Source organism: Campylobacter concisus, from assembly GCF_002913715.1.
GTDB classification, from domain to species: domain Bacteria; phylum Campylobacterota; class Campylobacteria; order Campylobacterales; family Campylobacteraceae; genus Campylobacter_A; species Campylobacter_A concisus_AG.
On sequence record NZ_PPCE01000004.1, the window covers coordinates 1 to 11,859 of the forward strand.

The 11,859-nt window shown below is 39.2% G+C and carries 11 protein-coding genes; 6 read left to right on the forward strand and 5 right to left on the reverse strand.

Features of this window, described 5'->3' with window-relative positions:
- Nucleotides 1-87 precede the first annotated feature (87 nt).
- Nucleotides 88-1,953 carry a tRNA uridine-5-carboxymethylaminomethyl(34) synthesis enzyme MnmG gene (gene mnmG / locus CYO92_RS01055; protein ID WP_103588272.1) on the reverse strand — a complete coding sequence of 622 codons (1,866 nt, stop codon included), beginning with the start codon at nt 1,951-1,953 and terminating at the stop codon, nt 88-90.
- A 168-nt stretch (nt 1,954-2,121) separates the two neighbouring features.
- Here mnmG and CYO92_RS01060 point away from each other — a divergent pair, with 168 nt between their 5' ends.
- From CYO92_RS01060 to CYO92_RS01085, 6 genes are all read left to right on the forward strand, one after another.
- Entirely contained in the window at nt 2,122-5,574 is a 3,453-nt protein-coding gene (locus tag CYO92_RS01060) for an acyl-[ACP]--phospholipid O-acyltransferase (protein WP_103589600.1), read from the forward strand.
- A gap of 225 nt (nt 5,575-5,799) precedes the next feature.
- Nucleotides 5,800-5,931: a transporter substrate-binding domain-containing protein gene (locus tag CYO92_RS01065; protein ID WP_223315380.1), complete on the forward strand. Its 132-nt coding sequence runs from the start codon at nt 5,800-5,802 to the stop codon at nt 5,929-5,931.
- A 9-nt stretch (nt 5,932-5,940) separates the two neighbouring features.
- A complete protein-coding gene (locus tag CYO92_RS01070) occupies nt 5,941-6,693 on the forward strand; it encodes an amino acid ABC transporter substrate-binding protein (protein WP_084041921.1) in 753 nt (250 codons plus the stop codon).
- Between the two features lie 9 nt (nt 6,694-6,702).
- On the forward strand, nt 6,703-7,455 hold the full coding sequence (locus CYO92_RS01075) for an amino acid ABC transporter substrate-binding protein (RefSeq protein WP_103588273.1): 753 nt from the start codon (nt 6,703-6,705) through the stop codon (nt 7,453-7,455).
- A 23-nt stretch (nt 7,456-7,478) separates the two neighbouring features.
- A complete protein-coding gene (locus CYO92_RS01080) occupies nt 7,479-8,147 on the forward strand; it encodes an amino acid ABC transporter permease (protein ID WP_103588274.1) in 669 nt (222 codons plus the stop codon).
- Nucleotides 8,147-8,884 (forward strand): amino acid ABC transporter ATP-binding protein, encoded by a 738-nt coding sequence (locus tag CYO92_RS01085; RefSeq protein ID WP_103588275.1) that lies wholly within the window; start codon nt 8,147-8,149, stop codon nt 8,882-8,884. The genes CYO92_RS01080 and CYO92_RS01085 overlap by 1 nt, the downstream gene beginning before the upstream one ends.
- Before the next feature lie 33 nt (nt 8,885-8,917).
- Here CYO92_RS01085 and fldA read toward each other — a convergent pair whose 3' ends face one another.
- The 4 genes from fldA to CYO92_RS01105 form a co-directional block, all read right to left on the reverse strand.
- The gene (gene fldA / locus CYO92_RS01090; RefSeq protein ID WP_072595412.1) at nt 8,918-9,409 is read right to left on the reverse strand and encodes a flavodoxin FldA; all 492 of its coding nucleotides are present in this window, start codon (nt 9,407-9,409) and stop codon (nt 8,918-8,920) included.
- An 11-nt stretch (nt 9,410-9,420) separates the two neighbouring features.
- Nucleotides 9,421-10,134, reverse strand: coding sequence for a UDP-N-acetylmuramate--alanine ligase (locus tag CYO92_RS01095; RefSeq protein ID WP_103588276.1), 714 nt, complete (start codon nt 10,132-10,134; stop codon nt 9,421-9,423).
- A 3-nt stretch (nt 10,135-10,137) separates the two neighbouring features.
- Entirely contained in the window at nt 10,138-10,449 is a 312-nt protein-coding gene (locus CYO92_RS01100) for a DUF2325 domain-containing protein (protein ID WP_002939277.1), read from the reverse strand.
- Nucleotides 10,450-10,581: 132 nt separating this feature from the next.
- A complete protein-coding gene (locus CYO92_RS01105; protein ID WP_103588277.1) occupies nt 10,582-11,745 on the reverse strand; it encodes a sugar transporter in 1,164 nt (387 codons plus the stop codon).
- Nucleotides 11,746-11,859 lie beyond the last annotated feature (114 nt).

The window sequence follows — 11,859 nt, forward strand, 5'->3', positions numbered from 1 at the left end:
TGTTAATTTTAACTTAAACGTAAATTTTGATTTTAAGATAAAAATTTTTAAGTTTTATGGCTTTTTAAACTAAACCAAAAATCAAAATCAGCCAAGCCTTTTCTCATTCATCTTTATATAAATATGTAAGATATCAATCGCAGCTGGCGTAATACCTGAAATTTCACTCGCAGCAAAAAGTGTCGGCGGTGCAAATTTCTCAAGCTTTTCGACCACTTCATTACTAAGGCCACTAACACTTCTAAAGTCAAAATTTTCAGGAATTTTTACATCCATCATATCTTTCATTTTTTCTATCTGATTTTTTTGCTCATTTATGTAGTGCTGATACTTGCACTCGGTTAAAATTTGATCCACACTCGCATCATCTAAATTTGCAAATTTCTGATCAAGCTTTCTTAGTTTCTCAGCCGTAAAGCTCTTGCGTGCGACGATCTTTTGTAGGCTCACATTTTGGCTTATTGGCTCTTCATCAAGGCTGGCTAAAAGCTCTAAATTTTGCTTGCTCGGCGTAATTTGCGTATTGTTAAGGTAAGCAAGGCCATCTTTTAAATTTTGCCTGATAGCTTCAATTTCATTAAAAGTCTCATCATCAAGAAGCCCAAGCTCATGGCCATATCCGCCAAGCCTTAAAATGGCATTTTCCTCACGCAAAAGCAAGCGATACTCCGCCCTGCTCGTAAACATCCTATATGGCTCTTTTGTCCCTTTTGTGACAAGATCATCGATCAAAACGCCGATATACGCCTCATCGCGGCGCAAGACGAGTGGCTCTTTATTATCCAGTGAAAGAGCTGCATTTATACCAGCCATTAGTCCCTGAGCGCCCGCCTCTTCGTATCCAGTCGTACCGTTTATCTGCCCAGCCAAGTATAGTCCTTTTACCTTTTTGGTCTCCAGACTATGTTTTAGCTGTGTTGGCTCAACGTAGTCATATTCGATAGCGTATCCATGCCTTACGATTTTGGCATTTTCAAAGCCCTTTACGGAGCGTAACATCTGCACTTGCACCTCATAAGGCAGGCTCGTTGAAAAGCCGTTTATGTAGTACTCTGTAGCTTCAAGTGTTTGAGGCTCGATGAAAAGATGGTGTCTGTCGCGGTCGCCAAAGCGGTTTATCTTATCCTCGATACTTGGGCAATATCTTGGCCCAATGCCCTCAATCTGTCCTGTAAAAAGTGGCGCTTTGTCGAAATTTGAGCGGATTATCTCATGCGTGGTTTCGTTTGTATAGGCGATGTAGCATGGCAGCTGCGTTGGGGAAAAATTTTTAGTTCTAAAGCTAAACGCAACTGGTTTTGCGTCACCATCTTGCTTTTCTAAAATTTCAAAATTTATAGTTTTTGCATCGATCCTTGGGCATGTTCCAGTCTTTAGTCTGCCCAAATTTAGCCCAAGCTCTCTTAGACTGCCGCTTAGATCCTTTGCGCTTAGTTCGCCCACGCGGCCGGCTTCTAGCTTATTAAATCCAACGTGAATTAGCCCATTTAAAAATGTGCCAGTGGTGATTATCACCTTTTTTGCGTTATATGTGTTATTTAGGTGAGTTTTAACGCCCGTTACTTCGCCATTTTCGCTTAAAATTTCAGTGGCGATCTCTTGAGAAATTTCTAAATTTGGCGTATTTAAAAGCAAATTTCTCATATAAACTCTATATCTATCCATATCGATCTGAGCGCGGCTACCACGCACTGCTGGACCTTTACTCTCATTTAGCACGCGAAACTGGATACCAACAGCATCGGTTGTAAGCCCCATTTGACCGCCAAGCGCGTCGATCTCTTTTACAAGATGTCCCTTTGCAAGGCCCCCAATTGCTGGATTACAGCTTGCAGCACCTATTTGCTCGGCTAAGATCGTGATAAGTAAAGTTTGCTTGCCCATTCTAGCAGCTGCAAGACTAGCCTCAATACCTGCATGTCCGCCGCCAACGACGATTATTTCATAGTTCATGATAAATTTTTCCTTATTTTTGATTGCGTGATTTTATCCAAAAGCATATAAAATTTAAATTTTTAAAAAATTTTTATTACCAAATCTAATGTAGAGTTTTTTATTAATAATATTTTAAATATTTTGCTGTTAGATTTACAAAATCTTTAAAATCACAAAGGTATTTCTATGATGAGTTTATTAAAAGTTGCTGGCTTTTTGCCCTACCTTGCGATCGCATTTTTAAATGCGAGTGTCGATCTAGCACACAAAATCACCATACAAAATGTTCTTTTAAAAACATACGATGGCGACATACTTTTTATCCTAACAGCCGTCATAAACGCAATGATCTTGCTACCATTTATCTTTTTATTTTCGCCTTCAAGCTTTATAAATGATAAATTCGCAAAAATAAAGGTCATAAGAATTTGTGCTGTTTTTGGCCTTATCATTAGTGTCGCGGTGCTTTTTAGCTATCTTGCAGGTGCTTTTGGCGTAGCCTTTGCTTTAACGCTCATACTAGCCGCTCAAAGTGCGATCTACTCACCGGCAAAATACGGCATCATCAAAGCCCTAGTCGGCCCTGAGCGCCTTGGCACAGCAAACGGCGTCATCCAAGCGCTCACCATCGTTGCGATACTTTTTAGCTCATTTTTATTTTCATTTATATTTGAAAATTTATACATCCAAGGCGAAAACTCAGAAGAAATTTTAAAAAGCGTCTATCCTATCGGTATCTTTTTAGTCGTATTTAGCGCACTTGAAGCGTATTTTGCTTATAAGTTACCTTGCATCGATGAAAAAGACGAAACAAGCGAAAATTTTGATATTAAAAAATATATTCGCCTTAGCTATTTAAGAGAAAATTTAAAAGAAGTAAGGTCAGATAAAAATATCTGGCTAAGCATCGCTGGACTTAGTATATTTTGGGGAATTTCTCAGATCATCATCGCAGCTTTCCCAGCTCATTACAAAGCCGTTTTTAACGACGACAGCTCGCTAGCAGTGCAAGCAATTCTAGCAGCAAGCGCCATAGGTATAGCATTTGGCTCATACGTGGCTGGCTCTATGTCAAAGCTACACATCGAGCTTGGTATCGTGCCGATGGGCGCTATGGGCATATTTTTCTCACTTTTATTTTTCGCATTTGGTTCAAGCATCGGCGTAGTGAGTCTTAGCTCATTTGCATTTGGCTTTTTTGGAGGCATATTTATAGTGCCGCTAAATGCGATGATCCAGTACTTTGCCCCGCAAAAGACCACCGGCAAGATAATGGCGGCAAACAACTTCTTACAAAACGTCTCGATGCTGCTATTTCTAGCAATTGGCATAGGCTTAGTATATTTTAAAATTTCAACCACTGGGCTCTTTGTCTTTACAGCGCTTGTTTGCTTAATTGGTAGTTTTTACGCCATTTTGCAGCTTCCACACCTTTTTACAAGGCTGCTTTTACTGCCATTTTTAAAGACAAAGTACCGCTTTTTCGTTGAAGGACTTCAAAATTTACCGCAAAGTGGCGGCGCACTACTTCTTGGCAATCACATCAGCTGGATCGACTGGCTCGTGCTTCAAGCTGCAAGCCCAAGAGGTATAAGATTTGTCATGTATAGAACGATCTATAACAAATGGTATCTAAAGCAAATTTTTAAATTTTTTAAGGTGATCCCAATAGGCGCAGGCGCTAGTAAAGAGTCCATAGAGCTAGTTAGAGAGTGCCTAAAAAATGGCGAAGTGGTCGCACTTTTTCCGGAAGGCCACATCAGCTACAACGGCCAGATAAATGAGTTTCAAAAGGGCTTTGAGCTTATCATCAGAGATCTAGAAGAAATTTGTATCGTGCCATTTTATCTTCGTGGCCTTTGGGGATCTAGCTTTTCAAGAGCTAGTAAATTTTATAAAGACCTCACTTCTAAAAACGGCAGACGCGACATCATCGTCGCCTTTGGCAAACCAATAACCACATTTATAAACGCCGCAAAGATGAAGCAAAAGGTGCTTGAGCTTAGCTTTTCATCGTGGGAGAGCTTTATCTCAAGGCAAAAACCACTAACAAGCGAATGGCTAAACAACGCAAAAGAAGAGAAATTTAAAGAGTGCGTGAGCGACAGCACTGGGCTAAATTTAAGCAACTTGAAATTTATAACAGCCGTTTTAGTATTTATCAAAATTTTCAAACGAGAGCTAAAAGATGAGAAAAATATAGGCATCTTGCTACCTAGCTCAAGCATCGCAGCTATCGTCAATATGGCACTTCTTGCCATGGGCAAAGTAAGTGTAAATTTAAACTACACGCTTAATGTTACCTCGCTAAATCACGCCTTAAGAAAGGCAAATATAAACACAGTCATCACCTCTAGCAAATTTCTTGAAAAGCTAGCACTTAAGGGCTTTGATCTAAAAGATGCGATGAGCGGAAAGGCTAAATTTGCAGAAGATCTCTCAGCCAGCGTCTCAAAAAAAGAGAAATTTTTAGCGCTTTTAACTGCATTTTTTGCTCCAGTTTGGCTCATCAAGCTTTGCTATTTTAAGCGTGTAAGCTTAGAAGATACAGCTACCATTTTATTTAGTAGCGGTAGCGAGGGCGAGCCAAAAGGCATCGAGCTAAGCCATAAAAATTTACTTGCAAACATTAAGCAAATAAGCGAACTTCTAAATTTCAAAAAAGATGACGTGATCTTAAACTCACTCCCTGTTTTTCACTCATTTGGACTAACGGTCACCACGCTCATGCCGCTTTGCGAGGGCATAAAAATGGTAAGCGTGCCTGACCCAACAGACGGAGCGACTATCGGCAAAATGGCGGCAAGACACAGCGTTAGCATCATTTTTGGCACCTCAACTTTCTTTAGGCTCTACACCAGAAACAAAAAGCTTCATCCGCTGATGTTTCAAAGTGCCAGAATGGTCGTAGCTGGGGCTGAAAAGCTAAAACCTGAGATAAAAGATGAGTTTAGACTCAAATTTGGCATAGAAATTTATGAAGGTTATGGCGCGACAGAAACGGCACCGGTAGCTGCTGTAAATATGCCAAATATCCTAGAAAAAGAGAGCCTAAAAGAGCTTACATTTAATAGACCTGGCAGCGTTGGCATGCCTCTACCTGGCACTATCATAAAAATAATCGACCCAGAGACGCTTGAAGAGCTGGAAACTGGCACAGACGGCCTCATCGTCATCGGCGGATCGCAAGTGATGAAGGGCTATCTAAACGACGAGGTTAAAACAAGCGAGGTCATCACGCACATTGATGGCGTAAGATACTATAAAACTGGCGATAAAGGCCACATCGACGAAAACGGCTTTGTGTTTATCGTCGATAGATACTCAAGGTTTGCCAAGATAGGCGGCGAGATGATAAGCCTTGGAAGCGTCGAAGAAGAGCTTGCAAAGGTGCTTGGGGGCGACGTTGTCTTTAGTAGCGCAAACGTGCCAGATAGCAAAAAGGGTGAAGCGATCGCACTTTTAGTAAAAAGTGGCACAGAGCCTGAGAATATCGAGCAAATTTTAAAAGAGAGCAGCCTAGCTCCTATAATGATGCCAAGCTATATATTCATCGTTGATGATATCCCAACGCTTGCAAGCGGCAAGGTTGATTTTAAGGGGGTAAAAGCTCTAGCGGTCTCACTTTTAGCGGAGTGAGACGCCGCCCTTTTATTTTTGTGATAAAATAGCGCCAAAATATTACCTAGGTCGCAGTTGCGACTGACATTTGCATAAATCTTGAATTTTTTGCAAAGAGTTTTGTATAAAAATTTCTATTGCTTTTTAAATTTGGTGCAATTCGTGCGATTGTTTGCTAAATTCTGCCTTTACAAAATTTTACTGGCAGATCATAAAAGATGATGCCATACAAATAGTGAACAAATGGGCTATAACGTAGAAAAAGGTAACAAAGAGCTGCTAATTAAGATAAATTTTGCCCTAAATGAGCTTAGTAAAGAAGGAGCTTTAAGCGAAATTTCGCTTAAATACTTCGGTAAAGACATTTCTAAATAAGGAGAATCAATGAATTTTAAGCCCATTTTTGGCTTGATCGCAGGTGCTTTTTTAGCTTTAAATTTAAATGCTTCAACTATCAAAAAAGGCGAACTTATCGTCGCAACTGAAGGTACTTACTCACCTTACTCATTTTACGATGAAAAGGGCGAGCTAGTAGGATATGACGTAGATATTGCAAGAGCCGTAGCGCAAAAGCTAAATTTAAAAGTTGAGTTTCTAACAGCTCCTTGGGATGCGATGCTTGCGGCTTTTGATGCTGGTAAGGCCGATGTTGTATTTAATCAAGTAAGTATAAACGAAGATAGAAAGAAAAAGTATGGTATGAGCGTACCTTACACTATGCCATATCCGGTAATTGTCGTGCATAAAGATAATAACGACATCAAAAGTTTTGCTGATCTAAAAGGCAAAAAGAGCGTGCACTCTGCGACTAGCAACTGGGCAGCGATAGCCGAGAAAAACGGTGCAACAGTGGTTGTGGCTGATGGCTTTAGCAAAGGCGTGGAGCTTATCATTTCAAAAAGAGCTGATGATACGATAAACGATAACGTTACATTTTTTGACTACATCAAACAACGCCCAAATGCGCCGCTAAAAATCGCATACACAAGCAACGAGCCGATGCCAACAGCTGCAATCGTTAAAAAAGGCAACACTGAGCTATTAGAGGCGATAAACAAAGCACTTGACGAGCTAAAAGCCGAGGGCAAGATAAGTGAAATTTCGATGAAATATTTTGGAAAAGATATTTCAAAATAAAGGATCAAAATGAAATTTACAAATTTATTAAAAGTAGTAGCTGTGCTTGCAATGGCTTTAAATTTACAAGCAAAAACTATAAAAGATGGCGTGCTAACAGTAGCAACTGAAGGCATTTACGCGCCTTTTACATTTTATAATGACAAAAATGAGCTAGTAGGATACGACGTAGATATCGCAAAAGCAGTAGCACAAAAGCTAAATTTAAAAGTTGAGTTTCTAACAGCCCCTTGGGATGCGATGTTAGCTGCATTTGATGCTGGTAAGGCAGACGTTGTATTTAATCAAGTAAGCATAACTGATGAGAGAAAGAAAAAATATGCTTTTTCAGTGCCTTATACTGTAACATTTGGTGCCATCATCACTAGAAAAGATAATAACGACATAAAAAGCTTTGCCGACCTAAAAGGCAAAAAAAATGCCGACTCAGCGACTAGTAACTGGGCGAAAGTCGCCGTAAAATATGGCGCTGAACACGTCGTAACAGATAGTTTTGCTAAAAGTATGGAGCTTCTTATATCAAGGCGTGTAGATGCTGTTGTAAGAGATAACATCGTATTTTACGACTTCATAAAAGAGCGCCCAAATGCACCTGTAAAGATAGCTGCCTCACTTGACGAGAAAGACTACACAGCAGCAGCTGTTAAGAAAGATAACGCCGAGCTTGCAGAGCAAATTTCAAATGCTTTAACTGAGCTTTCAAAAGAGGGCAAACTAGAAGCTATCTCTAAAAGCTACTTTGGCAAAGACGTCTCAAAATAAATTTATAAACCAACAAGGCAAAAATGGAAAATTTAGATAGAGTGATCGAACTTGTTTCAAGCTCGACACTACCGATGATCATCGCACTTTTAAAAGTAACGATTCCGCTTACATTGATCTCGTTTTCGCTAGGGCTTGTCATCGCCATTATCACAGCAGTAGCAAGGCTTTCAAATATAAAAATTTTAAAATTTATATTTGCCACCTATGTTTGGATATTTCGCGGCACGCCGCTTCTTGTGCAGCTTTTCATTGTATTTTACGGACTTCCTAGCCTCGGCGTCACGCTTGATACTTGGAGTGCGGCCACTATCGCATTTAGCCTAAACGTAGGTGCTTACGCCTCTGAGTCCGTAAGGGCTGCCATACTTTCTGTGCCAAAAGGCCAGTGGGAGGCTGCCACATCGCTTGGCATGACACACTATCAAATTTTAAAGCGCATCATCGCACCTCAAGCAGTGAGGATCTCGTTGCCGCCACTTTCAAACACATTTATAGGCCTTGTTAAAGACACTTCACTAGCAGCTTCTATAACGATGGTTGATATGTTTATGGTCGCTCAAAGGATCGCAGCAAGGACCTTTGAGCCACTCATCCTCTACATCCTAGCAGCACTTATCTACCTGGTGGTTTGCACACTTTTAACCTATCTTCAATCAAGGCTTGAAAAAGCTGTCTCAAGGTATGTCTAATGGCTATAAATTTTAAAAATATAAGCAAATCTTACGGCGATCATTTGGTGCTAGATAACATAAACACAAGCTTCAAAGAGGGGCAAACGACCGTGATCGTTGGCTCATCTGGTTGTGGCAAATCAACGCTTCTTAGATGCATAAATTTACTTGAGATCCCACAAAGTGGTGTTTTAGAGATAGATGACAGAGCTGTAAATTTTAAAGAGAAGCTTAGCTCAAAAAAGCTTTTAGAAATTCGTAAAAAAACAGGCATGGTTTTTCAAAGCTTTAACCTCTTCCCACACCTAACAGCACTTCAAAATGTCACAGAAGCTCCGATCTACGTTCAAAAAAAAGATAAAAACGAAGCGATAAAAGAGGCAAAAGAGCTCTTAGCTAAAGTGGGGCTTAGTCACAAAGAAGATACCTATCCAAACAGGCTCTCAGGCGGACAAGCACAGCGCGTGGCCATCGCTAGAGCCCTGGCTGTAAATCCATACTTTCTACTACTCGACGAGCCTACAAGCGCGCTTGATCCAGAGCTTGAGGCTGAAGTTTTAAAGGTCATCTTATCTCTTGCAAAAGAGAAAAAGTCTATGATCATTGTCACTCATAATATGAATTTTGCTAGAAAGATAGCTGATAGAATTTTGTTTTTAGATAAAGGCGTGATCGCATTTGATGGCTTGGTAGATGAGTTTTTTAACAGCCAGAATGAAAGAATAAAAAGCTTCATCTCGGCTATGGATATATGAAAATTTTAGCTAGAAAATCTAGCTAAAATTACATTAAGCAAAGTGAGGTTTTATCTGCTCTATCCAAGCTGAAATTCTACCCTCAGTTTTGTCACTTTGGTTATCAGCATCAAGTGCTAGGCCTACAAATTTTCCATTTCTTACAGCATCAGAGCCATCAAATGTATATCCATCGGTGCTAACCTCACCAACTACCTTTGCGCCAGCTTTTACGACCTCATCATAAAGCTTTGCCATGCCGTTACAGTACTCATCAGAGTAGCTCTCGCTATCACCCATGCCAAAAACAGCGACTGTTTTTCCGCTTAGATTTAATGCTTTAAAGTCAAACGCGTCCCAGTCATCTTGAAGATCGCCACTACCCCAGGTTGATGTACCAAGGATGAGCTTATCAAAGCTATTTAGTTTCGCTGCGTCTACATCAGCAACGTTTAAAAGCTCATTTTCAAGGCCTAGACCCTCACTTATAAGTTTTGCTGCATCTTCGGTATTTCCCATGCTGCTTCCATAAACTATACCTATCATTTTTATCCTTTTTAAAAAATTTTACTAATAATCGTATAAGGCACAAGCTTGATCAAACCTCTCGCACAACAGTGCCTAACCTCAACGTGTCGCCTAAATTCCTCATTTCTAGGGAAAACGATATAAACCATCTCGCACTCGTGACCAAGCACACCGACAGCTCTATCTATATCGTCGTTTAAATTTCTCATATCATCAAAGCTCACTTTTTTAAAGCTTGGCATGACGCTGAGCAAATTTTTACCATCTTTTTTGACCAAAATGACACCGCCATTTAGCACGACATCTTTATCTTGATGGCGGAGGCGTATTTTATCATAAACAAATTGACAAAACATCTGTGCCGCATCGATACAAAACTCAAATTTCCCACTTACATAAAGCATTTTTATCATCTTTGCAGCTGCCATCTTTGGCTCTTTTGCTATAAATTTGATCTTTGAAAAGTCGCCTTTTAAATAAGCATTTATGATGATATTTGATGAAAAACAAAAGCGATCTGCTGGCTTAAATTTTAGACATTTCTCACGAAGTAGGAAATTTATCCTAGCCTCAAAAATTTCTTTGAAATTTAGAAATTTAGCGTAAGAAAGTGGTATTTTTAGCTCACTTTCTACGCCAGAATTATAAAGTGCAATAAAAATTTTTGCACGCGAAAGCCTATCAAGCTTTGCAAAAATATTTGGAGTTATTTCGCCAATATCTGATAAAAGCCCGAATCTCATTGATTATTCTTTGCATCCAAATTCCTTATCTAGCCCAAAGACCTTGCAGTACTCGCAAAATACGCAGCTAACGCTTCTTTTTGCACAAACAATTGGAATATTTCTCTTTTTTGCTTGAGTTTTAATTGTTTTCATAGTGTTGTGGTTTAAAAAGCTAGTTAGCATCACCACACACTCGGTATCTTGAGGGATCGGCTTGCGATTTACGCGGTTTTCATTTCTAGCATCCCAGTGTTCTATCTTCTCGGCTCCCAAATCATGTAAAACTGCCTTGATAGGCGTTATCTCATCTGCACCGATAACTAAAACTGACATAATAAGCTCCTAAAATTTATTCATTTTCTGATAATGATTATAAGGAAGCTTAACTAAATTTTTTCTTAGTTATGATATTTATTATCACTTATATGTAGAAATTTGTAACGTTTTACTTAGATATTTAAACATCTAAATTCTCTTAACCTTAGATACCGCAAACAAAAATATGATAAGTCCGCTTGCGGCAAAAAAACTACCGACATTGCCGATATTTTGCTCGCCTAAATGAACTATCGTCTGATGCCCTATTAGCGCCCCTGCTCCGATGCCTATGTTATAAATAGCCGAAAATATCGCCATTGCAGCATCAGTAGCGTTTGAGGCTAAATTTAGCACTTTTATTTGAAAACTCATATTTACACCAGCTATGCCAAGCCCCCAAATAAAGGCCAAGACTAGCATTAAAACTTCATTTTTAGCAATAAAATTTAATAAAAGCAAGCAACATAAAATAAGCATGATAGAAATTGCTGAAAATGCATTTGGAATGAGCTTATAAAATTTAGAGAAAAGCAGGCTTGCAACTACGCCAGCAACGCCAAATATAAGCAAGAATATTGTGATAAATTTTCCATCAAAGCCACTGATATCTTTTGCAAATGGCTCAATGTAACTATAGGTGCTAAAATGCGCGCTTATGATAATTGCAGTTAGTAAAAATACGACCATTAAAAGGCCATTTCTTGCAAGCTCTGGCAAGCTTTTAAGCGAGCCTGGGTTTTTACTTGGCAGAAGTGGCAAAATTTTATATAGCCAAACTCCAACACCAACAGCAAAAATTCCGATCAGTCCAAAGGTCACACGCCAACCAAGTGCGTCACCTAAAATTCTTCCAAGTGGCAGACCAAGTATCATCGCTAGCGATGTACCAAGAGCTAGCAATCCAAGAGCTTGCGAGCTTTTATTTATCGGTGCTAGCCTAACAGCAAGTGAAGCAGTGATAGCCCAAAAAATAGCATGGGCAATAGCTATCATCAACCGAGCAATAATTAAAATTTTAAAATTCCAAGCAAAAGCACAAAGCGTATGAGCTACAACAAATACGATAAAAACCTTTAAAAGAAGAGATTTTCGCTCTAAATTTGCAGTTAAAAGCATAAGTGGTAAAGAGAGTATAGTGACGCTCCACGCATAAATAGTGATGATAAGACCGGTATCAGCCGTGCTCATATCAAAATCTTTCGCAATATCACTTAAAAGTGGCACTGGAACAAACTCAGTAGTATTAAATATAAAAGCACAAAAAGCAAGAGCTATAACCTTTAAATAGGCTACCCTATGAACGCTTATCAAATTTTATCCTTAATCTTATTTTTTCATTACGGTAATGGAATTTTGCTTAAAGTTAGTAATTTAAAAGGCAAAATCCTCAGAATTTATTAATGACATAGATTAATAGTAGATTTT